The sequence below is a fragment of the Christiangramia lutea genome, from assembly GCF_022489035.1.
GTDB classification, from domain to species: Bacteria; Bacteroidota; Bacteroidia; order Flavobacteriales; family Flavobacteriaceae; genus Christiangramia; species Christiangramia lutea.
Map to the genome: position 1 here is coordinate 1,281,824 of NZ_JAKVTV010000001.1, position 24,506 is coordinate 1,306,329.

Annotated in this window: 22 protein-coding genes; 13 read left to right on the top strand and 9 right to left on the bottom strand. The window is 39.8% G+C overall.

The genetic code is table 11. From position 1 onward, the window contains the following. Positions 1 to 8: 8 nt before the first annotated feature. Genes ML462_RS05825 through ML462_RS05835 form a run of 3 tightly spaced genes read right to left on the bottom strand, consistent with a single transcriptional unit; the run spans position 9 to position 3,226 of the window. Complete coding sequence (locus ML462_RS05825) at positions 9 to 1,181, bottom strand: efflux RND transporter periplasmic adaptor subunit (protein ID WP_240712810.1); 1,173 nt, start codon at positions 1,179 to 1,181, stop codon at positions 9 to 11. A gap of 16 nt (positions 1,182 to 1,197) precedes the next feature. Beyond that, positions 1,198 to 2,637 carry a TolC family protein gene (locus ML462_RS05830; protein WP_240712811.1) on the bottom strand — a complete coding sequence of 480 codons (1,440 nt, stop codon included), beginning with the start codon at positions 2,635 to 2,637 and terminating at the stop codon, positions 1,198 to 1,200. Next, the gene (locus ML462_RS05835) at positions 2,627 to 3,226 is read right to left on the bottom strand and encodes a TetR/AcrR family transcriptional regulator (RefSeq protein ID WP_240712812.1); all 600 of its coding nucleotides are present in this window, start codon (positions 3,224 to 3,226) and stop codon (positions 2,627 to 2,629) included. The genes ML462_RS05830 and ML462_RS05835 overlap by 11 nt, the downstream gene beginning before the upstream one ends. A 140-nt stretch (positions 3,227 to 3,366) precedes the next feature. Between ML462_RS05835 and ML462_RS05840 the strand changes: the two genes are divergently transcribed. The 3 genes from ML462_RS05840 (at position 3,367) to odhB (ending at position 8,612) form a co-directional block, all read left to right on the top strand. Beyond that, the gene (locus ML462_RS05840) at positions 3,367 to 4,341 is read left to right on the top strand and encodes a polyprenyl synthetase family protein (protein ID WP_240712813.1); all 975 of its coding nucleotides are present in this window, start codon (positions 3,367 to 3,369) and stop codon (positions 4,339 to 4,341) included. A gap of 174 nt (positions 4,342 to 4,515) precedes the next feature. After that, complete coding sequence (locus ML462_RS05845; RefSeq protein ID WP_240712814.1) at positions 4,516 to 7,296, top strand: 2-oxoglutarate dehydrogenase E1 component; 2,781 nt, start codon at positions 4,516 to 4,518, stop codon at positions 7,294 to 7,296. 44 nt (positions 7,297 to 7,340) lie between these two features. After that, a complete protein-coding gene (odhB, locus tag ML462_RS05850; protein ID WP_240712815.1) occupies positions 7,341 to 8,612 on the top strand; it encodes a 2-oxoglutarate dehydrogenase complex dihydrolipoyllysine-residue succinyltransferase in 1,272 nt (423 codons plus the stop codon). A gap of 240 nt (positions 8,613 to 8,852) precedes the next feature. Here odhB and ML462_RS05855 read toward each other — a convergent pair whose 3' ends face one another. From ML462_RS05855 to ML462_RS05870, 4 genes are all read right to left on the bottom strand, one after another. Beyond that, positions 8,853 to 9,287 carry a retropepsin-like aspartic protease gene (locus tag ML462_RS05855; RefSeq protein WP_240712816.1) on the bottom strand — a complete coding sequence of 145 codons (435 nt, stop codon included), beginning with the start codon at positions 9,285 to 9,287 and terminating at the stop codon, positions 8,853 to 8,855. Positions 9,288 to 9,324: 37 nt separating this feature from the next. Further along, positions 9,325 to 12,309 (bottom strand): DNA polymerase III subunit alpha, encoded by a 2,985-nt coding sequence (locus ML462_RS05860; protein WP_262914726.1) that lies wholly within the window; start codon positions 12,307 to 12,309, stop codon positions 9,325 to 9,327. Between the two features lie 515 nt (positions 12,310 to 12,824). Then, positions 12,825 to 14,045, bottom strand: coding sequence for a DNA polymerase IV (gene dinB / locus ML462_RS05865; protein WP_240712818.1), 1,221 nt, complete (start codon positions 14,043 to 14,045; stop codon positions 12,825 to 12,827). 454 nt (positions 14,046 to 14,499) lie between these two features. Further along, entirely contained in the window at positions 14,500 to 14,988 is a 489-nt protein-coding gene (locus ML462_RS05870) for a YybH family protein (RefSeq protein ID WP_240712819.1), read from the bottom strand. 154 nt (positions 14,989 to 15,142) lie between these two features. Between ML462_RS05870 and ML462_RS05875 the strand changes: the two genes are divergently transcribed. Then, positions 15,143 to 15,763, top strand: coding sequence for a dioxygenase family protein (locus ML462_RS05875; RefSeq protein WP_240712820.1), 621 nt, complete (start codon positions 15,143 to 15,145; stop codon positions 15,761 to 15,763). A 51-nt stretch (positions 15,764 to 15,814) separates the two neighbouring features. On the opposite strand, the gene ML462_RS05880 is transcribed toward ML462_RS05875, so the two are convergent. Beyond that, entirely contained in the window at positions 15,815 to 17,611 is a 1,797-nt protein-coding gene (locus ML462_RS05880; RefSeq protein ID WP_240712821.1) for a DUF885 domain-containing protein, read from the bottom strand. Positions 17,612 to 17,824: 213 nt separating this feature from the next. Here ML462_RS05880 and ML462_RS05885 point away from each other — a divergent pair, with 213 nt between their 5' ends. The 3 genes from ML462_RS05885 (at position 17,825) to ML462_RS05895 (ending at position 19,245) form a co-directional block, all read left to right on the top strand. Continuing rightward, a complete protein-coding gene (locus ML462_RS05885) occupies positions 17,825 to 18,136 on the top strand; it encodes a hypothetical protein (protein WP_240712822.1) in 312 nt (103 codons plus the stop codon). An 85-nt stretch (positions 18,137 to 18,221) separates the two neighbouring features. Next, a complete protein-coding gene (locus ML462_RS05890) occupies positions 18,222 to 18,698 on the top strand; it encodes a PEGA domain-containing protein (protein ID WP_240712823.1) in 477 nt (158 codons plus the stop codon). A 142-nt stretch (positions 18,699 to 18,840) separates the two neighbouring features. Beyond that, on the top strand, positions 18,841 to 19,245 hold the full coding sequence (locus ML462_RS05895; RefSeq protein ID WP_240712824.1) for a Dabb family protein: 405 nt from the start codon (positions 18,841 to 18,843) through the stop codon (positions 19,243 to 19,245). Positions 19,246 to 19,311: 66 nt separating this feature from the next. Here the strand turns inward: ML462_RS05895 and ahcY are convergent, their stop codons facing one another. Then, on the bottom strand, positions 19,312 to 20,628 hold the full coding sequence (gene ahcY / locus ML462_RS05900) for an adenosylhomocysteinase (protein WP_240712825.1): 1,317 nt from the start codon (positions 20,626 to 20,628) through the stop codon (positions 19,312 to 19,314). Between the two features lie 62 nt (positions 20,629 to 20,690). On the opposite strand from ahcY, the gene ML462_RS05905 reads away from it, so the two are divergent. The 6 genes from ML462_RS05905 to ML462_RS05930 all read left to right on the top strand — a co-directional run bounded on the left by ML462_RS05905 (position 20,691) and on the right by ML462_RS05930 (position 24,505). Continuing rightward, positions 20,691 to 21,338 carry a 4'-phosphopantetheinyl transferase family protein gene (locus ML462_RS05905; protein WP_240712826.1) on the top strand — a complete coding sequence of 216 codons (648 nt, stop codon included), beginning with the start codon at positions 20,691 to 20,693 and terminating at the stop codon, positions 21,336 to 21,338. Further along, a complete protein-coding gene (locus tag ML462_RS05910) occupies positions 21,338 to 22,054 on the top strand; it encodes a geranylgeranylglyceryl/heptaprenylglyceryl phosphate synthase (protein ID WP_240712827.1) in 717 nt (238 codons plus the stop codon). Before ML462_RS05905 ends, ML462_RS05910 begins: the two co-directional genes overlap by 1 nt. A gap of 152 nt (positions 22,055 to 22,206) precedes the next feature. After that, on the top strand, positions 22,207 to 22,593 hold the full coding sequence (locus tag ML462_RS05915; RefSeq protein ID WP_240712828.1) for a VOC family protein: 387 nt from the start codon (positions 22,207 to 22,209) through the stop codon (positions 22,591 to 22,593). Between the two features lie 508 nt (positions 22,594 to 23,101). Further along, positions 23,102 to 23,362: a thiamine-binding protein gene (locus tag ML462_RS05920; protein ID WP_240712829.1), complete on the top strand. Its 261-nt coding sequence runs from the start codon at positions 23,102 to 23,104 to the stop codon at positions 23,360 to 23,362. After that, the gene (gene pnuC / locus ML462_RS05925) at positions 23,346 to 23,978 is read left to right on the top strand and encodes a nicotinamide riboside transporter PnuC (protein ID WP_240712830.1); all 633 of its coding nucleotides are present in this window, start codon (positions 23,346 to 23,348) and stop codon (positions 23,976 to 23,978) included. Before ML462_RS05920 ends, pnuC begins: the two co-directional genes overlap by 17 nt. Next, positions 23,939 to 24,505, top strand: coding sequence for an AAA family ATPase (locus ML462_RS05930; RefSeq protein ID WP_240712831.1), 567 nt, complete (start codon positions 23,939 to 23,941; stop codon positions 24,503 to 24,505). The genes pnuC and ML462_RS05930 overlap by 40 nt, the downstream gene beginning before the upstream one ends. Position 24,506: the final 1 nt, after the last annotated feature.

Genomic DNA, 24,506 nt, shown 5'->3' on the forward strand with positions numbered 1-24,506 from the left:
ATGCCTTGTTAGTAGTTGATTAATTTCACGGTTTGCCCTTCTTTTACACTTCGGGCACCTTCCTGGATCACCATGTCTCCATCTTCCAGTCCTTTCAGGATCTCGATCTTATCACCCTGGGTTTTACCGGTCTCGATAATTACCTGTTTTGCTGTCCCTTTTCCTTCATTTATATTCTCAACCACGAACAGGTATTGCTCTCCTTCTGCATTTTCTGATACGATATTTTGGGGTACCAGGATAGCATTTTCATTGGTGTAATCGTTAATTTTCAGTCTTGCCGTTAGATTTGGCTTGATATCCTTTTTCTGATTTGGAACCTCAATTTCTGCCTTAAAGGTCCTGTTGTTAGGGTTGATGTAATTTCCGGTTTGCTTCACCTTTGTTTCTACCGTTTCTCCAAGAACCGGGAAGGTTACCTGTACGTTCTTGCCTTCGGTTACATCAGATATATAACTTTCAGGTACATCGGTCTTAATATACATGTCGTTAAGATTCACCAATCTTAAAATTGGTGTTTGCCCGGGAGATACCACGTTTCCTTCTTCGGTAATTATATCGTCCACCTCTCCGGAAAATGGGGCAGTAATTACTGATTTTGCTAACTGGCTTTTCATCTGGTTCACCGCATTTACCTGGCCCTCATAATTAGACTTAGCCTGTAGGTATTGCATCTCGCTACCAATTTGCTGGTCCCATAAACGCTTTTGACGTTCAAAAGTAGTTTTAGCCAGGTCTAGCTGGGTTTCCATCTGTGCTAATTGCTGACTTAAACCTCCGTCATCAATTTTAGCAAGGGTTTGTCCTTTAGAAACGTTTTGTCCCTCAGATACATAAACCCTTTCCAGGACTCCAGCCATTTCAGCATTTAAAACCACATTCTTTTTGGTTTCCACGCTTCCCTGGAGTTCCAGGTAATGATTGAATTCTTCAGATTTCACCTCATAAGAAGTGATTAATGGGATGTTTTTTTCAGGATTTATTTCCTTGATCTTTTCATCCAGTTGCCTGATGTCTGATTCAATGGCAACCATTTCATTAGTTAATTCGTCACGTTTCTGCTGGATCTTTTCAAGGTCATTGCTTTCCAGAATCGCTTCGGTGGAATTCTTCTTAGGTTCTCCACAGGAAACGCTTAAGAAAAGAAGCGAAAGTGACAGGATGTAGAATATATTTTTCATTTCGATGAGGTTATTTTTAGTTTTCTGGTGAATAGGTTCTCGTGTCTAGTAAATTTTCAAGTTCTGCCTTGGCAGTGATCACATCCAACATAGATTGTAAATACTCCTGCTGGGCATTATATAATTGTCTTTGTGCTTCGGTCAATTCAAAACTGCTGGCGATACCTTCAAAGAATTTCGTTTGATTCTTATTTTCTATTCTTTCAGCAAGTTCAAGATTTCTCACCGAGGTCTGGTAATTTTCAATAGAGAATTCATATTCGCTCTTGGCCATATTTATCTGGCGTTTCACGTCGTTCTCGGTTTGTTCCAGGTCAAGCAGAGCCTGCTCATATTCTAGTTCTCTTTGCTGGGTTCTGGAATGTCTCATTCCACTACTAAAAATTGGAATGTTAAGACTTACTCCCAGGATGGACTGCCCAAAGTATTCCTGGTCGTCATTTAGGAAAGTGAACCTATCAGCAAATCCCTGGTAACCGTAATTCACAAAACCACTAAGTGTAGGCAGGGCTTTTGCTTTTTGAAGTTTAACCTGAATTTCAGCAGATTCGGCCGAATTCTTTGCAATCCTGTAATCAATGTTTTCCTCAATAGGGATCTCTCTGTTTAGTATAGACGGGTCGTAATATTTCATGGCCAGTCCGTCCAGGTCATCGGTAAGAATCACCCTGTTTTCAACCGGAATACCCAGGCTTAGATTAAGCAGTTCATAAGCGATATCCCTCATTCGTTCGCTGCGGCTTAAATTGTTCTTCAGCCTTAGCAGCGTGATTTCAAGTTGTTCAACATCTTCTTGTTCAGCAAGGCCGTTTTCATAAATTTTCTGGGTGTCGTTAAAGTTCTTCTGAACCGTTTCGACATTATTCTCCAGGATATCTACGCTTTCTTCAGCAAGCAGAACATTTCCATATGCACTTATAACCGCTTTTTTGATTTCCAGATCGGTCTTGGTTTTTGCATTTTTTGAAATCTGTAAAAGTGTTTTCACAGACTGAATTCCTACAATATAAGATCCGTCAAAGATTAGCTGACTCCAGGTTGCTGTAGCATTAACGCTTTGCTTGGTACCAAATCTTACGGGAATAAAACCTTCCGGTGTGTCTACCGGTGTGTCGTTCCTTTCGGCATTATCAAAATATTCTTCTACTATATCTATGGTGCTTTGGGTATTATCGAATGCAGCAGCCGGTAATAAGGTAACCGGTTGTTTTAAAAAATTCTGATAATCTACGGCGGCATTTATTTGGGGAAGTCCTTGCGCAATGATCTCCCATTTTTGTTTCAAGGCAATCTCCACATCTTTTTCGGCGATTAAGGACTGGTAGTTATTTTCTATCGCGAATTCTATCGCTTCTTCAATAGATAGCTGATAGATTTTCGGGGCTTCCTCCTGGGCCTTTAATGCCGCAGAAATAATCAGGAAAAGGCTAAATATTAAACTTGTTTTATTTCTCATTTAAAATTTCTTCTAGAATTTTTATTCCTTTTGGGGTGCAGATAGCTCTGAGGTGATATTCCAGAAAATACTGCATTAGCTCAGAATGGCTGTATTCTTCCACAGGGAAAAGATCTTTGTCCTTAACACCCATCATACCAACAAAATGAATTCGGCTTATAAAGTCGATAGGAAGATCCTCTCGGTAATAACCACTTTCGATCCCTCTCCGGATATTTTCACTAATACAACTTTCCAGTAGGTCAAATTGCCTCGTTCTGAGGCTCTCAAAAGCTTTCGGATAATATTTTTGTAATTGAAAATGAGGAGAGGCTTTCTCGTCCTTCAAGTGACGTATCACAAATTTTTTGATCTCAAAATTCTCCTGTATTGGATTTTGTTTTTTATTTCTGATCTCTTCAATTCCAGAATTAATATTTTCAAAAACATGATGGCTCGTTGCCAAAACCAATTTACTTTTAGTAGAATAATGAGTGTATATAGTCTTTTTAGATATGCCGAGTTTTTCGGCGATATCATCCATGGTTACACTTTTAAAGCCATAATTGAGGAACATCTCAGCGGCGGTATTTAAAATTGCTTCTCTCACTTGCAGAAAATTTTCGGCAAATTTAAGTCACGGAAACTTTAAAAACAATAAAAGTTTCCAAAGTTTTACGATTATTTAACATCTGCTTAAAATTTGAAATACTAGCAATTATGGTATTTTAGCGAAAAAATTTTTCCTTCATGCTTTCCATTTCCCAGTACAGAGAAGCAATTATAGACTACCTGCACGAAAAAATCAAGGTAAAAGAACCTGCAAATTTGTATGAACCAATGGTTTATATACTTGAACAAGGTGGAAAAAGACTTAGGCCTGTCCTGGTTCTTATGGCTACAGAAATTTTTGACTGCAATTATAAAAAAGCTTTGGATGCCGCTCTGGCCATCGAGATCTTCCATAATTTTTCTCTGGTGCATGATGATATTATGGATGACGCCCCAATTAGAAGGGGTAAGGAAACAGTGCATGAAAAATGGGATATAAATACCGGGATATTATCCGGGGATGCGATGCTGATTAATGCTTACCAGCTTTTTGAAAATTACGAGGGAGATACTTTTAAAGAGCTTTCCAAGCTTTTCACCAAAACGGCGATACAGGTTTGCGAGGGGCAGCAATACGATATAGATTTTGAGACCAGGGATAACGTTAGTATAGAGGATTATCTATTGATGATCGAATATAAAACTGCAGTATTGGTTGGTGCCTCACTTCAAATGGGGGCCATCGTTGCCGGTACTTCCCAGGAATGCAGAGATGCGATCTATCAATATGGAAGGTTGCTTGGAATTGCTTTTCAGCTTCAGGATGATTACCTGGATGCTTTTGGGGATCCTGAGACGTTTGGGAAGCAACCTGGTGGTGATATCATTGAAAATAAAAAGACCTTTCTTTATTTGAAAACCTTAGAGCTTGCTGATAGGAGTGAGGCTTTACAGCTTGAACATTTATATACCATTTCTCCAGCCGCTAATTCAGGAAAGATAGAAGCGGTAAAAGCCCTTTTCGAATCTAGCGGTGCGGCCGAACTTACAAGAAAGGAAATAGAAAGTTATACCGATAAAGCTTTTAAAATTCTAGACAGGATAGAATTGACCGAAGAGAAGAAGGAACCGCTTCGTAGTTTTGGAAAAATACTGATGGACCGACAGGTTTAAAAAAATTTTTCTAAAAAATTTATCCCATCTAACTTGCAGAAATGCGAGTTTCAGGCGATTGTTAAAATTCCTATAATCCAATAGAGAATTATCATAATGCCTGCAAGCTGTTTTTTTTAAAAATTGTATTTTTGCTATGTTTTTTATAACAAAAGAAACATTTGTTTCAATTCTATGGATAGATTTTCATTTCTAAATGCTGCTCATACTGCATATTTCGCAGAACTTTACGATCAATATCTAAAATATCCCGATAGCGTGGAGCCCAGTTGGAGGGCTTTTTTCCAGGGATTCGACTTTGGGATGCAACAAGATGGCATTTCAGAGGAAGTATTAAGTGAAGCTCCTGTAAATTTTGCTGAAGGAGAGATACCAACCCATGTGGTAAAAGAATTCCAGGTGATCAGGTTGATCGACGGTTATCGCACCAGAGGGCATTTATTCACAAAGACCAACCCGGTAAGGGAACGAAGAAAATATTCACCCACCCTCGATATTAGCAATTTCGGTTTAGAGGAGAGCGATCTTCAAACTACTTTCAATGCTGGTGATATTATAGGGATTGGTCCTACCACTCTAAAAGAGATCATTAGGCATCTTGAAAATATCTATTGCGAATCGATTGGGATCGAGTATATGTATATTCGAAAGCCTGAAGAGATCGAATGGATCCAGGAAAAGCTTAATGTGAATGAAAATCATCCAAAATTCGATGAGACACAGAAAAAGCAAATTTTAAAGAAACTGAATGAAGCGGTTTCTTTCGAAAGCTTTCTACACACAAAATATGTAGGTCAGAAACGTTTTTCACTTGAAGGAGGAGAAAGTTTAATCCCCGCCCTGGATGCGCTTATAGAAAAAGCAGCGGAACTTGGAGTGAAGGATTTTGTAATGGGAATGGCCCACCGTGGTAGATTGAATACACTTACCAATATCTTCGGGAAGAATGCTAAAGATATCTTTAGTGAATTCGACGGGAAGGATTATGAACAGGATATTTTTGATGGAGATGTTAAATATCACCTTGGCTGGACTTCCTGCCGAACTACCGATAATGGTAATGAAATAAATATAAATATCGCTCCCAACCCTTCTCACCTGGAAACAGTAGGAGCAGTGGTTGAAGGGATCACCCGGGCGAAGCAGGATCGTCATTTTGATCGAGACAATTCCAAAGTGCTGCCTATACTTGTTCATGGTGATGCGGCGATCGCAGGTCAGGGACTGGTATATGAAATAGTTCAGATGGCCCAGCTGGAAGGATATCAAACCGGCGGGACTATTCATATTGTAGTAAATAACCAGATTGGTTTTACTACAAATTATCTGGATGCAAGAAGTTCAACTTACTGTACAGATGTAGGGAAGGTCACTCTTTCTCCCGTACTACATGTGAATGCCGATGATGCCGAAGCGGTGGTTCATGCTATTCTTTTTGCATTAGACTTCAGGATGAAATTCAAAAGGGATGTGTTTATAGATCTTCTTGGTTATAGAAAGTACGGACATAACGAAGGGGATGAGCCAAGATTTACTCAGCCTAAATTATACAAGGCGATCGCCAAGCATGAAAATGCACGTGATATCTATTTTGAAAAGCTGAAAAAAGAAGGGGTGGCAGATGATGCTTACCTTAAAAAGTTAGAAGATACCTATAAAGCGGCATTAGAAGAAAAGCTGGAAGATTCTAGAAAAGAAGAGACTACCAGAATCACTCCTTTTATGCAGGATGAGTGGGAAGGATTCGAGAATGTCCAGGAAGATGAAATGATGAAAGAGATCGATACTACTTTCGATCTTGAGAAATTGGATGAGGTTGCCGAGGCAGTCTCTAAGCTTCCTGAAGACAAAAAGTTTATGAGAAAGATCAAAAAGCTCGTAGACAACAGGAAGAAAATGTACTTTGAAGACAATAAGCTGGACTGGGCCATGGCCGAGCATCTTGCTTATGGATCCTTGATGCGCGAAGGTTACAATGTTAGGCTTACCGGGCAGGATAGTGAGCGTGGTACTTTCTCACACCGCCATGCCGTTGTAAAAGTAGAAGATAGTGAAGAAGAAATTATTCTTCATAATAATATAAATGGCAGGGAAGGAGATTTCTTTATTTATAATTCCCTGCTATCAGAATATGGGGTTGTAGGTTTCGATTATGGTTATTCCATGGCTAGCCCTACTACTCTGGCCATCTGGGAAGCCCAGTTCGGGGACTTCGTAAATGGAGCCCAGATCATGATAGATCAGTATATTTCTGCCGCAGAAGATAAATGGAAATTGCAAAATGGTTTGGTGATGTTATTGCCGCATGGTTATGAAGGCCAGGGTGCAGAGCACTCATCGGCTAGAATGGAGCGTTTCCTTCAGCTTTGCGCTAAGGATAATATGTACGTAGCAGATGTTACGACGCCTGCTAATATGTTTCATATCCTTAGAAGGCAGATGAAAGCTAAATTTAGAAAACCTTTGATCATCTTTACACCAAAGAGTCTTCTTCGTCATCCTAAAGTGATCTCAACGAAAGAAGAATTCGCTAAGGGAAGTTTCCAGACGATTATAGATGATGCTGAGGCGAAAGTAGAAAAAGTGAAAACCCTGGTATTCTGCACGGGTAAATTCTACTACGATCTTCTGAAGCATAAAGAAGAGAATGAAAGAGATGATGTGGCCCTGGTTAGAATTGAACAATTATTTCCATTACCTACTTCAAAAATGAAGGAATTAATGGAGAAATATAAAAATGCAGACGATATAGTTTGGGCACAGGAAGAGCCTCGTAATATGGGAGCGTACGCTCATTTATTACTGCACTTTGAAGAAGCGCGCAAATTCAGGGTTTGCAGCCGTAAATTCTACGGTTCTCCTGCTGCCGGTAGTGCTGTTCGATTCAAAAAACGCCACGAACGCGTGATCAACAGTGTTTTTGATAAGAATTTAAACGAAGAAGAAAATAATTAAGAATCAATTTCCTGAAATTTCGGGAACCAAAATAGATAACAATCATGGCCTTAGAAATGAAAGTTCCTTCACCCGGGGAATCCATCACTGAAGTTGAAATAGCCCAGTGGCTGGTAGAAGACGGGGATTACGTTGAAAAAGATCAGGCAGTTGCCGAAGTAGATAGCGATAAAGCTACGCTTGAACTTCCGGCTGAAGCCAGTGGTATCATCACTCTAAAGGCTGAAGAAGGTGATGTGGTTGAAGTAGGAGAAGTGGTTTGCTTAATCGACACCGAAGCTGAAAAGCCAGGTGGAGATTCAGACGACAAATCTGCCGAGCAGGAAGAAAAGGAACGTCAGGAAGCAAAAGAAGACAAGAAAGACAGCGATAAAGCTGAAGCGAAAACTGAAGAACCTTCAAAATCAAGTACTCCTTCTCAAAAACAGGATGATACTTATGCCACCGGGAGTCCTTCCCCTGCAGCGAAGAAGATACTTGATGAAAAAGGTATCGATTCTAAAGACGTAAAAGGTTCTGGAAAGGATGGTCGCATTACTAAAGAAGATGCGGTAGAGGCTAAAGCTTCTATGGGATCTCCGGGAACCGGTTCGAGGGGAGAAGAGAAGAAGAAAATGTCTATGTTCCGTCGTAAGCTGGCAGAACGTTTGGTTAGTGCCAAGAATGACACTGCGATGTTAACTACTTTTAACGAGGTAGATATGTCTCCTATCTTTGAATTAAGAAAGAAATACAAAGAGGAATTTAAAGACAAGCATGGGGTAAGCCTTGGTTTCATGTCTTTCTTCACTTTAGCTGTAATTCGTGCTTTAGACGAATATCCTGCAGTAAACTCCATGATCGATGGAGACTACCAGGTGAGCTATGATTATAAAGATATTAGTATTGCCGTTTCCGGACCTAAAGGTCTTACTGTTCCTGTAATAAGGAATGCTGAAAATTTAAGTTTCCGCGGGGTAGAGGCAGAAGTTAAGCGTCTTGCCCTGAGAGCTCGTGACGGAAAGATCACAGTAGATGAAATGACCGGTGGAACCTTTACGATCACCAATGGAGGTGTATTTGGTTCAATGTTATCAACTCCAATTATCAATCCTCCTCAAAGTGCGATCCTGGGTATGCACAATATCGTGGAAAGACCGGTCGCTATTGATGGTCATGTAGAGATTAGGCCCATCATGTATGTGGCCCTGTCTTATGATCACAGGATTATTGATGGTAAAGAGTCTGTTGGATTCCTTGTGGCTGTAAAAGAAGCTCTGGAAAATCCTGAAGAACTATTAATGGATAATGATGTGAAAAGAGCTCTGGAACTATAGAGCGATCATAGATAAGCAAATAAAAAAGGGTCTGCAGAAGCGGACCCTTTTTTTATTCTAACAAAAATTAAAACAAAACTAACAAACGAGTAACGTTCAAAGCTAATGTTGCCACAACCAGAATGGCTAGGATTACAAAGAAAAATTGTGATATGACTTTAGCTTTGATGATATCTTTCATTATTAAAACCTTCTCAAAACTAGATTTTAATATCATATCAGTCAAAGGGGATTTTTCCCTTATTTAAGATATAAGGCTTTATTTTTATAGTCTATGATGGCTTTTCCTTTTTTCAGAATATCTGCGCCAATGATCCCATGTACTTTTTCAGCTTTGTGATTTACAAGGGCTTCATTCACATGTTTGAGATCGAAAAGCACCAGGTCTACCTTTTTCTTTTTCCAGCCTTTTATCTCAATACGATTCTTCTGGGAGATCTGGGTAAGCATGTTGGTGGCTCCCGCGCCTGCTGCTTTTATATCGCTGTCTTCTGGAAGCAGGTCAAAATGTTCAATAGCTTCCTTTCCCACACATGTACTGGAGGCACCGGTATCCAGGATAAAATTCCCTTCAATATTATTGATTTTTGCGACCACCTCGAGATGGTTGGTCTTGGTGTATTTCATCTTGATACGATGGTATCCTTTTCCTTCTAATAGCTTCCTTAAAGACATTCTTTTTTTTACAAATATATGATTTCAATATTTTGAACTAGGAGTTCAGGTTTACTTTAAAACCGGTTTCCACCAATCTAGGATCAGTTTGCGTGGTTTGCCTTGAAATCCATTTTATTTCTATTGAAATATAGCCAAGGTCATGCATCACTTTTCCATAGCATTTATAAATACCTCTACTTCTCAGTGGGTATTTTTCTGCCACCTGCGGAAAAATGACCACGTCGAAAATATCTCCGTCAATGTCATAGAAAGTACCAAAATACATGTATTTCCCGTTAGAAGTCCCCGTTTTTCTTGAGTTTATCAGGTTACCGTAGATCTCGATCTCTTTACCAATATGGTCTTTCAGCTCTTTTGCCGTAACCGAATTCTCCAGAGGTTCTTTTAGAAGATCGAAGTGACTGCATAGTGGAAATCCCAGTAATTCCATCTGGTCATAAGCCTCTATAAGATTGGAGAATTCAAATTCCGGAAGTTCAAAATCACGGTGCTGAGGTTTGAACAATAAGGCCTGATTACTCTTCGGTTTTGATTTATTCAGCTTGAAATATGCTTTCCAGAGAAGCTCATGTTTATCGATACCTGTAAACCTGAAAGCATTTATTTTGAGTAAAAGACTTATCTGTTCTATGGAAATATAGATGCGATCTATAAAATCATCCAGGGATTTAAAGGGACCAAAGAATTGACGGTTTTCCAGGATCTGCTGAATAGTTTTAGCTTCCAGCTCTTTAATATAGCCGAAGCCAAGGTAAATATCCTTTCCGAGGATGGTGTTGGGATGATCGCTTTTATTGATACATGGGGCATGTATTCTACCACCGCACCTTCTTATTTCCTGGATATAGGTTTGCAGATCATAAAAACCGCCTCCATTGTTGATCGCTGCCACCATGAATTCTAGTGGAAAATACTTTTTAAGATATAAACTCTGATAGCTTTCCACAGCATAGGAAGCCGAATGACCTTTTGGAAAGGCATATCCCGCGAAGGAGGAGATCTGCTCCCAGACTTCGTTGGTGATCTCATTGCTGTATCCCCGTTCCCTGCAATTTTGCCTGAAAGTTTCTTCGATCTTTTCCATCTGGCCTCTGGAAGTCTTTTTACCACTCATTCCCCGGCGAAGCACATCGGCGTCATCCAGATCCAGGCCGGCGAACATATGGGCTACTTTCATCACATCCTCCTGGTATACCATTACCCCATATGTCTCCGGCATGATCTCAAGCAGTACGGGGTGTGCATTTTTCCTGAGAGACGGATCCCGATGCCGCCGAATGAACTCTTCTTTCATTCCCGCGCTGGAAACCCCCGGTCTTATTACCGAACTTGCCGCGACCAGGTTCATATAATTATCGGTTTGCAGTCTGGTAAGCAGGCCTCGCATGGCCGGGGACTCCACATAAAAAACACCCATACAGTCTCCTACTTTTAAAAGATCATTGATGGCTGCGTCTTCTTTAAAGATCTTTACGTTTTCGAGGTTTTTAATTTCAGCTTCCGGCTGGTTCTGTTTTATAATTTCAATCGCATCTGTGATCTTTGAAAGACCTCGCTGAGCCAGGATGTCAAATTTATGAATACCGGCATCTTCAGCGATATTCATATCTATTTGTATGGTTCTAAAACCTTTTGGCGGTAGAAAAGTTCCGGCATAATTGTAAACAGAATTATTCAGGATCAGAATTCCGCCGGAATGAACGCTTAAATAATTAGGGAAACCGTCGATGAGCCTGCTGTACCTTAAGACCAGTTTTTCCAGGTGATCCAGTTCCCTATAGTTATAAAATCCTGCTGAGAGCTTATCGATATTCTCTTTGGGAAGACCGAAAACCTTTCCAAGTTCACGTACTACAGCCCTGCTTTTAAAGGTTACATAAGTTCCCATCAAAGCAGTGTGTTTGTAGGTCCTGAAAATATAATCGGTGACATCATTACGGTCTTTCCAGGAAAAGTCGATATCGAAATCTGGTGGTGAGCTACGGTTGGGATTTATAAAGCGTTCGAAGTAGAGATCAAGCTCAATAGGATCTACATTGGTGATGCCCAGAATATATGCAACGATCGAGTTTGCCCCGCTACCACGACCGATAAATGGATAATTTTTTGACCGGGCATAATTCACAATATCCAGGTTTATAAGAAAATAAGAGACGAAACCTAGATTTATGATAGTGTCCAGCTCCTTTTTCATCCTTTGAAGGATTTTTTCATTTTGCTCCGGATACCTTTCCGGCAACTTCTTATAGCAAAGATCAATAAGCTTTTCTTTGTCTTTCTGCTCACTATTTCCAGCTATCTGGAGATTCTGGTTCTGTCCTTTCCCGAATTCAAAATCAATATTGCAACTATCTGCAATTTTTTTAGTGTTTTCAATTATGTGTGGAAAATCTTCGAATTCCTTCAGAAGCTTTTCCATTGGAAGCATCTGGTGAGAAAAAGAGCCCTGTTCGCTTTCCGGAAGTTTACTGAGTAATGTATTATTGTCTATGGCCCGCAACAGCCGGTGAGCATTATAGTCTTTTTTGTTTCGGAAGCTGACTGTTTGCAGCACGATCAGTTTATCTTCCAGCTTTCGGTATGCTGAAAACTTTAATTTCCGGAGGCTTTCTATAGAAACTCCTATAAATTCATTTTCCCTGAAACGGGTCTTTTTTAGAGCTGCTATTTTTTCAAAGGGATAGATTATAAAACAGTCGGGGAGAAGAGGGGCTTCAAATTCAAATTCTTTTTTAGCATGTAAATGTTCCGAAAGATGTTCGTTTAACTGACGGAACCCTTCATTACTTCTGGCGATACCTACATATTGCTGATCTGCTCCATTTCTGAAATCGATCCCTACCAGTGGTTTCAGTTCTGTTTTTTTATTTGTCTTAATGAATTCAAGGCAGGCAGAAGTATTGTTAATATCGGTAACCGCGAGTTGTCGTACACCATTTTCTTTTGCGAGTTTACATAATTCTTCCACCGACATCGCGCCGTATCGTAAAGAGTAATATGTGTGACAGTTTAAAAACAATTCGGTTCTCAGTTTCCAGTTTTCAGTCTCAGTGGACAGTTATTCAGTTGTGGTGAGCTCGCAGTAACATTCATGTGTTACCTCGTCATGCTGAACTTGTTTCAGCATCTTTTTTATAGACCCTGAAACGAGTTCAGGGTGACGAACTCTGTTGTGAGCAGAGTTGAAGCCTCTACCGGAGATCTTTCTTGAATCATTTCGACCGAAGGGAGAAATCTGAAAGAGATTTCTCAGTCGCTTTGCTTCTTCGAAATGACTTGGTGTTTAACATTCATCTTTAATAGAGTGAAGCGATATTACATTTTCGTTTTGAGGTTCTTCGTTTCATTCACAGTAACTTTATTGTTTATTACCGTCATGCTGAGCGCAGTCGAAGCATCTGTTGAGACCCTGAAACAAGTTCAGGGTGACGTTGCTTTTTTTAAGTCTGATCATTGTCTCGTCATGGCAAGGCTGAATTTTCGGAGAATCAATTTTAAAGTCTAACATCTCATATTCTCAATTCTAACATCTATTCACTGTTTTCTATGCGCTAGCACTACTGGCGGTTCTCCATTAAACGGATTCCCCATCCGGCCAATGGTTTTCGCATCCATCGAAGCGGCACGCATTACGCTATGCTCACCAAAACGTTTTTTGATCTTGTCCAGCGAATTATACAGATTCAGCATCTCTTCAGAATCATCGAACAGGTTGATCTGGTAATGTCCGCCTACAAGTCCGCTGAAGCGAACCCCGATAAGCCTGATAAGCAGCCTGCGTGTATACAACTGCCGGAACAATTCCTCCACTTTGGGAATGAGGATATGATCTGCACTGGTATAGGGAATCTTCGCCTGCTTACTCTGCGTTTGAAAATCGGAATACCTGATCTTTACACTTACGTTGGAAGTAAGCTTGTTCCCACGTCTTAACTGGTAGGCGAGACTTTCAGCCATGGCTACCAGCGTACCGTGCAGGCGAACCATATCTATAGTGTCGCGATTAAAAGTTCGCTCGGTAGAAATGGATTTTCGCTCATGGAAGGGAATAATGGGCGGGTTGTCTATTCCATGGGCTCTTTTCCAGATAACCCGTCCGTTCTTGCCCAGCACACTTTCCAGTACTTCTACCGGCATCTTTTGTATGGTCTCAATTCTGCGTACGCCCAGATTCAGCAGTTTCTGAAAAGTTTTGTTTCCTATCATGGGAATTTTATTCACCGTTAACGGAGCGAGAAAGCTTTTTTCGGTGCCTGCTTCGATAATCTTTTGAGCATAAGGTTTTCCCTCGCCGGTAGCGATCTTGGAAACCACCTTGTTCTGTGAGAGTCCGAAAGAGATGGGGAGGTGAGTCTCTTTTTTAATGGTTTCCTGTAATTCCCTGGCAAACTGGGTAATGCCAAAAAAGCGATCCATCCCGGTAAGATCGGCATAGAATTCATCTACGCTGGCCTTTTCGAAGGAAGGTACTTTGCTGCGAATGATCTCGGTCACTTCGTGGGAAAATTTAGTATAGGTAGAAGCATTTCCTTTAATGACCACAGACTGCGGGCAAAGTTGCCTGGCCACTTTCATGCTCATACCAGAGTGCACGCCGAATTTCCGGGTTTCATAACTACAGGCAGCCACCACTCCACGGTCTCCAAGTCCGCCAACAATAAGCGGTTTGTCATTTAATTTTGAATCTAGGCGCCTTTCTGCCGAAACAAAAAAGGTATCCAGATCCAGGTGAATTATAGATTTTGTATTCTTCATAAATAGGAATAATTCCTTTTAATTGGAAATATTCCAAAATTAGGAAATTATTCTGGTTCGGGATGTTGAGAGAGCGTTAAAAAATGTAGAGGATAATAATTGAAATATCACCAAAAGATTTTTTTCGTACCTTAAATGCTTCCTAACCAAAAAACCAGAAATTATGAAAGGCTCTTCAGGTAAACGCAGGTTGGTAAAAAAATATGTGGCAGATTTTATCTTCTCTGAAAAGACACGTTTTGTGTTAGAGGGAACGAATTATCAATTTCCGGGCAACGATAGTGGTGGTAAATTTATCAAGTTCAGGTTTGAGGATGCCCCGCGACGGAAGAAACGGAAGTATGTTTTTAAATGTATATACAAGATGATGAAGAATTTTCAGTCATCACTCAACTAAACAAAAAGCTCTTTCAAAACGAAAGAGCTTTTTAAGTTTCAGAATGTCCATATAACCTTATTCTTCTTCGATAGCGGTAGTATCCGGTTCCTTATCGGTAATATTCAGCACCTGTAATTTCCAGTCGCTGTCCATTTTTTTCCATATAAAAGTATAAGTGCCTTCATAAGTGGTATTCAAACTGTCGTTTTTTATACCATGGCGGTAAGTTCCCGCCTCATAGGCGATATCGCCGGCGGCGTACTCAACTTCCGGATTTGTTTTAAGGTCTTTCATCATAGGTGCGGCATTATTATACCAGGACCTGATACTGTCGGCATTCATTTGCTGTCCCTGCATATAAAGCACTGCATCATCAGAGGTAAGTGTATCCAGCTCTCCCGGGTTGTTCCTATTCCATGCATCTATCCACTGGGCATTAGCTTCTGAAGGTTCACGAACCTGAGCCTGGGTCCCCATTTCCTCCTCTGTTTCCGTCTTTTGGTTTTCAGCACAGCCAAAGATAAGGAGCAGGCTGAAAAGTGGTAAAAACTTGATTAGTTTCATAATTATAGATTGTTGGTTATATCCTAATTTACTTAAAAACAAGAAACAGGCTTAAAATTCATCCTGAAATTGGATTAATTGCAGGTTTTTGCGGTTTAGAAGGTCAATTGTGTATTAGCGATCTTTTATCTAACTTTAAAAGAATCAGATTTTTATGAATATCAGGCTCATTATTTTCGTCGTGTCCGTGTTACTTTCTTCCTTCGCCCGGTCCCAGGAAGAGAAAGAATATGAATTGCTTGGAGGACCCTGCGAAGGTTGTGAAGCTGTACTGGAATTTAAAGGTGATCTGACTTCTGTAGATACTCTTCCGGAATTTGATTCCGCAGAAAGTAAGCTAAAAATCACCGGTACTATCTTTGAGAACGATGGAAAAACTCCCGCAGAGAATGTGGTTCTTTATATTCATCATACCAATGCTAAAGGGATCTATCCTACTAAGGGTGATGAAAAAGGCTGGGCAGACCGGCATGGTTATCTAAGAGGCTGGATCAAAACAGCCAATGATGGCCGCTACACTTTTTATACCCAGGTGCCGGCAAGCTATCCTAACCGCCGTACGCCAGCACATATACATCTACTAGTCCTGGAACCCGATGGGAGATATTATTATCTATCTGATTATTTCTTTAAAGGTGATCCGTTATTGACAGATGAGCACCAGCAGGATCCTCCACGTGGGGGAGATGGGGTGCTGGAATTGCAAAATTACAACGGGATGAAGCTTATTGAAAGAGATTTGATCCTGGGAAAGGCTGTTCCCGGATATGAATAAAAAAAGCCCTTTTCTTAAGAATGAAAAAGGCTTTAATCTTCTATTAACTAATTAAGCTTTTGAATCTGCGATCCAGTTATCGATCTTCTTTTCTAATAGATTGAGTGGAATACATCCGGTTTCCAGTACTTCTTTATGAAATTCTCTGATATCGAATTCTTCACCTAATTCATTACTCGCTTTTTCCCTCAAATCCATAATCTTTAGCTGTCCTATCTTGTAAGATAGTGCTTGTCCCGGGTTGGCCATATATCTTTCAATCTCACTTATCACACTGGCCTTTGGCTCTGCCTCATTATCCAGAGAATATTGAATGGCTTCCTCACGGGTCCAGCCTTTGCTATGCAAACCGGTATCCACTACCAGTCGAATGGCACGATGCATCTCGGCACCAAGCATTCCGAAATACTGATAGGGGTCTGTGTAAAGCCCAAGTTCCTCACCCAGGGATTCTGAATATAAAGCCCATCCTTCACCATAGCCGCTATACCACAAGGTTTTTCTAAAGTCTGGAAGATCCTCGTTTTCCTGGGTTAGGGAGATCTGATAATGATGCCCCGGGATTGCCTCATGCAGGAATAAAGATTCATCACTGTATGTATTATAGGCCGAAGCATCGGGAATAGGAACATAGAAGATCCCTGGTCTGGTTCCATCCAGGGAGCCAGGGTTATACTCTGCGCTGGCAGATTTCTCCCGAAATTCTTCAGTTCTTCTTACCTCAAATGGAGTTTTAGGTTTCAGGCTGAAGAGTTTATCGATGTTAGGTTTCATAGTCTCGTGGATCTTTTCGAAGTTCGCTACTACGTCCTCAGGCTTGTTGAAAGGCATTAATTCTTTATTCTCTCTTACATAATTGAAGAAAGATTTCAGGTCTCCTTCAAAACCAACCTCTTCTTTAACTTTTTCCATTTCTTTTGAAATACGCGCAACTTCATCCAATCCAAGCTGATGTATTTCTTCTGCGGTCATATTGGTTGTAGTGTAGAGCTTGATCTGGTGTTTATAGTATTCCTCTCCATTGGGAATATCAGCAATTCCGCTTGATTCACGGCCTTCGGGTAAATAGTCATTTTTCAGAAAAGAGTGCATTTTCTCATATTGCGGCACCACTTTTTCACGAATCATGGTTTTGTATTCCTCGGTGAGTCTTTGCTTTTCTTCTTCTGAAAAACTCTCCGGGAAGTTATTTATAGGTCCGTAGAATAAATGATTTTCAACACTGGTCTTCGTCATCATTTCCATTTGAGGAATCACTTTCTGAATAAGGGAAGCAGGAAGCACATAACCCTGGGTAATCCCATCTCGCATATTGTTTTCGGCTGAATCCATCCAGGTAAGAAATCCGTCAACCCGTTTCATCCAGTTCTCATAATCCTCAACCGTGTTAAAAGGTTGTGCACCCATACCGCTAGCCAGCTGACCCATAAAAAGGTTGACAGACCACATCTGGTCTATTGGCATATATTTGGCTTTTTTGAAGTCCATTCCGGCAAGGTTCATATTGCATTCCCATAGCAGAATTTCCTTGCTCATCTTCTCAGTATCGCTAAGATCTTCGTCATTTAAAGAATTCGCCTTGTTTCTGTATTTGGAATAATAACTTCTCAGGCTATCCTCGTATTCCGCAGAAAGGAAGTTCGGGAATTGATCGTTATAACGCATATCCCCTGAAGTGGTTGCCGAAATTGGGTTCAGTTTTAATCCATCTTCATAATAGTTATTGAGGATACTGTCAAATTCAGCACTCACCTTGGCTTTTTCGTTCCCGGCTATATTACTATCAGATTCATTCTTACAGCTGGAAAGACTTGCAATGACCATTAGAATAAATATTGTTTTTTTCATTTTGTCTGTTTATTTAATTCTGAAAATTGAAGTTAATACTTTTGATTATAGTTCAATTTAATGCTAATTAATTAAACCAAATTCAACGAAAAATTTCTATTAATAATAAATTTTAAAAATCTGATAAGAATATTAATACAAAAATCACCCTTGGATCTAAAAATAATCTAAATTCACGCCGAATTTTTCAAATCAAATTTTTACCAATTTAAAATGAAAAGGCTACTGGTTTTAGTATTAATGGGGCTTGCTGGTTATAGCCCGAAGATCAAATCCAATTATATAAACCCTCAAACTGAATTGACCATAGAAGATGAAATTGCTCTATTGGATATTGATCATGAGCTTCCGGAGGATCTTATTAAAGTGGGAGAACTGAAATTCCAGGATTCGGGATTTTCTACAGATTGCAGTTTTAACAGTATCATGAACAGGGCACGACAGGAGGCAAGAAAAAACGGTGCTAATATCGTGAAAGTGGTAGACAAAAAAGCCCCGGATATCTGGTACTTGTTATCGACTTGATATTGAATTATACAAATTTGAAGGCAGTGTGTCGAGTCTGCCTCAATGCAAACTAACCCTCGACTAATCTAATCTAAATTTTTACATGAGAACTTTTTTTAAAATTCTTCCAATAGCGGTTCTTTTGGCTTTGCAAAGCTGTGCCACTATTGTGTCTGGTTCCAGACAAACCATTAAGTTTAATTCCATGCCGGCTTCGGCAACTGTTCTGATCAATGAAGTTGAAATTGGTAAAACACCAGTCGAAAAAGATCTGAAGAGAAATCAGGAATACCAGGTTTTGATCAAACTGGATGGATATAAAACTTATAAAACCACTTTATCTAAAAAATTCAATGAATGGTATATTGGAAATATTGTTTTTGGAGGTATTATAGGCCTTGTGGTAGACCCAATTACTGGCGCGATGTATAAATTAACCCCAAATGAACTCACTTCAAGACTTGAAAAGGATAATTCCGATATTGTTTTTAAGGATAACGGCGACGATATTCATATTAGCGTAAGCCTGAATATTGATCCTGATTGGGAAAAAGTAGGCCAACTTGAAAAAGCAGAATAACATTTGTTTCTCTTATTAGTTTGAAGATATAAACCTTGCCAGCAGCGAGGTTTTTTAATTTTTGAAAACTTTCAAATATCTCACAAAATTTCCCATCACAAAATAATGCTGATTATATTTATAGAAGTTTAAGTTAAAAATTATGAAGTATAGATTATTGGTTCTGGCTGGAATAATTCTTTTGAGTTGCCAGAGTTTTTACGCTCAGGAAGAAAAGAGTTACCTGGATCACAGTTTTACACACGTGGTATATTTCTGGTTGAACAATCCGGAAAGTGCAGAAGATCGTAAAGCCTTTGAGCAATCTTTAAGTAAATTTCTTTCAGTAAGTAAATATCCCAAAACCAAATTTATTGGCGTGCCCGCAGGTACTCCAAGGGAAGTAGTAGATGGGAGTTTTACCTATTCCCTAATTTTGAGTTTTTCATCTAAAGAAGAGCAGGATCTTTATCAAGAGGAAAAGGCACATCTTATATTTATTGAAGAATCAGAACATCTTTGGAATAAAGTTGTGGTATATGATTCGGTAGGCATCTTGAAGACATAAAAAAAGCCTCACAATTTGCGAGGCTTTTTTTGTCTAATATCTAGAGTCTAAAATCTTAATTCTATTTTAGTACCTGTAATATTCTGGTTTGAATGGTCCTTCAACTTCAACACCAATGTATTCAGCCTGGTCTGGTTTAAGCTCTGTAAGCTCCACACCAATTCTTTCAAGGTGAAGTTTAGCCACTTTCTCATCAAGATGTTTAGGTAGCATATAAACTTCATTCTTGTATTGATCTGTATTATTCCAAAGTTCCATTTGTGCCAAAGTCTGGTTGGTGAATGAGTTACTCATCACAAAACTTGGGTGCCCGGTAGCGCAACCAAGGTTTACCAAACGACCTTCAGCAAGTAGGATAATATCTTTACCATCGATGGTGTATTTATCAACCTGAGGCTTGATCTCAACTTTAGTATTTCCATGTTTTTCATTTAACCAGGCAACAGCGATCTCATTATCAAAATGTCCAATATTGGCAACGATGGTCTTGTCTTTCATCGCTTCAAAATGCTCACCGCGAACGATATCTTTATTTCCAGTAGTAGTGATAACGATATCTGCCTTTGGTAGTACGGTTTCCAGTTTCTTCACTTCAAATCCGTCCATCGCCGCCTGAAGTGCACAAATAGGATCGATCTCAGTAACAGTTACGATTGAACCAGCCCCTCTAAAAGACTGCGCGGTTCCTTTACCTACGTCACCGTATCCACAAACAACTACTCTTTTACCGGCTAGCATTACATCGGTAGCACGTCGAATCGCATCCACAGCGCTTTCGCGGCAACCATATTTATTATCAAACTTTGACTTGGTCACAGAATCGTTCACGTTGATCGCAGGCATAGGAAGCGTTCCTTTTTTCATGCGCTCGTAAAGTCTGTGAACTCCTGTTGTAGTCTCTTCAGAAAGTCCTTTGATACCTTCAGAAAGCTCAGGATACTCATCAAGAACCATATTGGTAAGATCTCCACCATCATCAAGGATCATGTTTAGTGGCGTGCGCTCTTCTCCGAAGAAAAGGGTCTGTTCGATACACCAGTTAAATTCCTCTTCGGTCATTCCTTTCCATGCATACACAGGAATTCCGGCAGCAGCGATTGCCGCGGCAGCGTGATCCTGGGTGGAAAAAATATTACATGAACTCCAGGTTACATCTGCTCCAAGCTCCACAAGGGTCTCGATAAGCACAGCCGTCTGGATGGTCATGTGTAAACATCCCGCAATTCTCGCTCCTTTTAAAGGTTTAGATTCTCCATACTCTGCACGAAGTGCCATCAATCCTGGCATTTCAGCTTCGGCAAGTTCAATTTCACGGCGTCCATACTCGGCCAGCTCAATATCTTTAACTTTATAAGCGGTATACGGTACTGTTTTAGTAGACATATTATTATATTTGAATATTAGCAATTTGTGCCTGCAAAAATAAGGAAAAGCTTAGAAATTATATGCCTCTTTTTAAAACAATAACAGTTGATGAACGAACTAAAGTCTTCATTTGGAAGGTGGAAGAATCATTTGAGTGGCTTTCTGAAGGTATCGATCTAACGGAACATTGCCGGAAAAGAGTAGACGGGATGAAATCTGAAATTCATCGCCGTGGATTTATGAGCATCAGGCATTTGATGGCTGAAGCCGGGTATACAGATCATGATCTTTATTATGATGATCATGGAAAGCCGCATCTCAGGGATGATAAGTATATTTCTATCACTCATTCTTTCAATTTTACTGCAATCATCATTAGTGATAAGGACGTTGGTATTGATATCGAGAAGCAAAGGAATAAGATCCTTGCTATCGCCAATAAATTTACACCTTTGGATGAGTATCATACCCTGGCCAATGAAGAAGCCTTAATTCGAAAACTTACCATTGTTTGGGGGGCAAAGGAGTCTGTTTACAAGATAATCGCTCAGCCAGGAGTAGGTTTTCTACAACATATTAATGTGATAGATTTCGATTTTGATGATTCTAAAACTACCACTCATGTACGGTTTAACGGGCTTGATAACTGGTTTGATGTGAGTTTCCTGGAATTTGAAAATTTCACTTGTGTGTATGCGATGCCTTCAAATTCCAAAGCAAAAGCCTGATGATCGAAGTGCAATCCTACCTGGAGGAGATCCAGCAGGCATCCCGGGAGCAGCGGAAATTACTTTCGGTATTAATAGACCCGGATAAATTTGAAGAAAACCGCGCTTTAGATTTCTTTCAGAAATTACCAGAAAAGACTACTCACGTTTTTGTTGGTGGGAGTACGGTAGAAGAGGGCAGGACCTGTGAAGTGGTAAAGGCGATCAAAAATTTAATAAATCTGCCGGTATTACTTTTTCCGGGAGATCATTCTCAGATCTCTGCTTATGCCGATGTTTTACTTTTTTTGAGCCTTATTTCAGGAAGAAATCCAGAGTTTTTGATAGAACAACAAGTTAGATCTGTAGAGAAAATAAGGAACACTGATCTCGAGATCATTCCAACGGGTTATATTTTGATAGATGGCGGGAAAGAAACTTCGGTTGAGAAAGTGAGTAATACGAAACCACTTGATAAGGATAACATTATACAAATCGTTAATACAGCTCTGGCCGGGCAGTATTCGGGGAAAAAACTAATTTATCTGGAATCAGGAAGCGGGGCAAAATTCCCGGTTTCAGCTGATATAATTCGTTCCGTGAGATCTGTTCTGGATATTCCGTTAATTGTTGGTGGTGGAATTCGCAGCAAATCACAACTTCAGGAGGCCTACGATGCCGGCGCCGACCTGGTGGTAATAGGAACTGCCTTTGAAAATGGTTCTTTTCAATCTTAAGGGTTTTCAGGCAATTCATAGTGACCGGTCTTAGCCCAGATTTTTTTCATTTTTTGAAAAGCATAAATGACAAGAAATGAGAAAAAACTCCCCTTTACCGTCTATACCAAAATAGCTTAAATTAGAGCTGTTTAATTTCTAATCAATAAGTTATGAAAGTTGAGAATCCTGTAGTATGGTTTGAAATCTATACCAACGATCTGGACCGGGCCAAAAAATTCTACGAAACCGTATTTAAAGTTGAATTAACCGAACTTGAAAATCCTGAAGGTGATGGTTTAAAAATGTTTTCCTTCCCTGGGGATATGGAATCCAAGGGACGTGCTTCCGGAGCCCTGGTTCATGTGCAAGGTATGGAAGCTGGAGGTAACAGCACCATAGTTTATTTTGACAGTGAAGATTGCAGCATTGAGGAAGCTAGGGTGGAAGCCGCCGGCGGAAGGGTAGAGAGGTCTAAGATGTCCATCGGAGAATATGGTTTTATTAGTCTAGTTTTCGATACCGAAGGAAATATGATCGGGATTCATTCTATTAAATAGATCTTTTAAATACCATAACTAAAAATCGCTTATTAAAAATTTATCGTCACCCTGAATTTATTTCAGGGTCTAAATTTGAGATGCTGAAACAGTTCAGCATGACGTTGTGTTTTGGAAGGTTATACTGAGCGTAGAAGAAAACTTTCAGTCGTTTCTACTAGAGAGAGAAATCTATTTGGAGCCAAGATTCCCTTTGTTCCCATTGACCTGGCGTCACCCTGAATTTATTTCAGGGTCTTATTTTGAGATGCTGAAACCAGTTCAGCATGACGAGAGTAAACTATTGTCATTTCGACCGTAGGGAGAAATCTCATTTGACTTGTTTCTTCGAAAAGATTTCGCAGTCACCTTGTTTTTTCGAAATGATCGATTCAGTATTAATAGAAGTACTTCGACAGGCTCAGTGCGCCAAACTTTTTATTTCTATTTGTCAATTTTCAATTGTCCATTCTCAATTGTTCAATTTCCATTTTGTTTTGGTTATTTTTGGTCGGCAAAACAGAAAGCTATGAACATTTCAGTAGAACTAACCTTAACCCCAATTCAGGATGAGTACGAACCTGCGATCATTAATTTTATCAAAAAAATGAGGGATTCGGGATTAACCGTTAAGGAAAATCCATTAAGCACTCAGGTTTATGGAGATTATGATGAGGTAATGGGATTATTGAATAAAGAGATCAAAAACGCATTTGAAGCTATAGACCGCGGACTTATGTATGTGAAAATCGTAAAATCTGACCGTAGCGAGTATGCAGCCGATTTTTGATTTTTTCTTTGATCAGTATTCCGGGTATCCTACACTTTTTATAATTCTAGAGATCATTGCGGTGATCTTTGGTTTTTTATCTGTTTGGTATTCCAAGCAAAATAATATTCTGGTATACCCAACCGGTATAGTAAGTACGCTGATTTTTGTTTATTTACTTTGGCAATGGGAGCTCTTGGGAGATATGATGATAAACGCCTATTATTTCTCGATGAGTATTTACGGCTGGTATATATGGACCAGGAAAGTAGATCCGGAACATTATACACCCATCACGAGCACTACCAGAAAGGAGCAATTTCAGTCGGTTTTTATTTTTCTGGGCACAATGATCTTTGTCTTCGCGGTCTATGAGTACTTCGATAAATGGAATAACTGGACTGCTTATGTAGATACTGTGACCACAGGTATTTTCTTTGTGGGAATGTGGTTAATGGCGAAACGAAAAATTGAGAACTGGATCTACTGGATCATTGGTGATATTATTTCTGTTCCACTCTATTTTTACAAAGGTCTTACCTTTACAAGTCTGCAATACCTGGTATTCACTATTATTGCGATATACGGCTACAAAGCATGGAAGAAAAACTTGCGCAACGACCTGCGTCCTGCATAAAAATTGTCCTTTTTGGACCTGAATCTACCGGAAAGACGACACTTTCTGAAGACCTTGCTGAATACTACAAGGCTCCAATGGTAAAGGAATTCATGCGGGAATATTTACAGAAAGTCTGGGATGCTGAAAAACGTATTTGTCAACCCCGTGATATCATTCCCATTGCTGAAGGCCAGATGGATGCTGAAAATCAACTTTCGCAAAAGGCAGATGATCTGTTAATTTGCGATACAGACCTTTTGGAACTAAAGGTTTATTCTGAAGCATATTACGATGGGTTTTGCGAGCCTCAACTTCTTAAACATGCGTTAAACAACCACTATCATCTCTACTTTTTAACGTATATTGATGTCCCCTGGACTCCCGATGATCTAAGGGATAAGCCTCATGACCGTGAGGGCATGTTTCAAAGGTTTGAAAAAGCCCTGAAGCAAGCGAACAAACCCTACATTATTTTGAATGGAGACCGGGAAACGCGGTTAATTACCGCTGTGAAAAAGATAGACGAATTTTTAAAAAATCGATAGT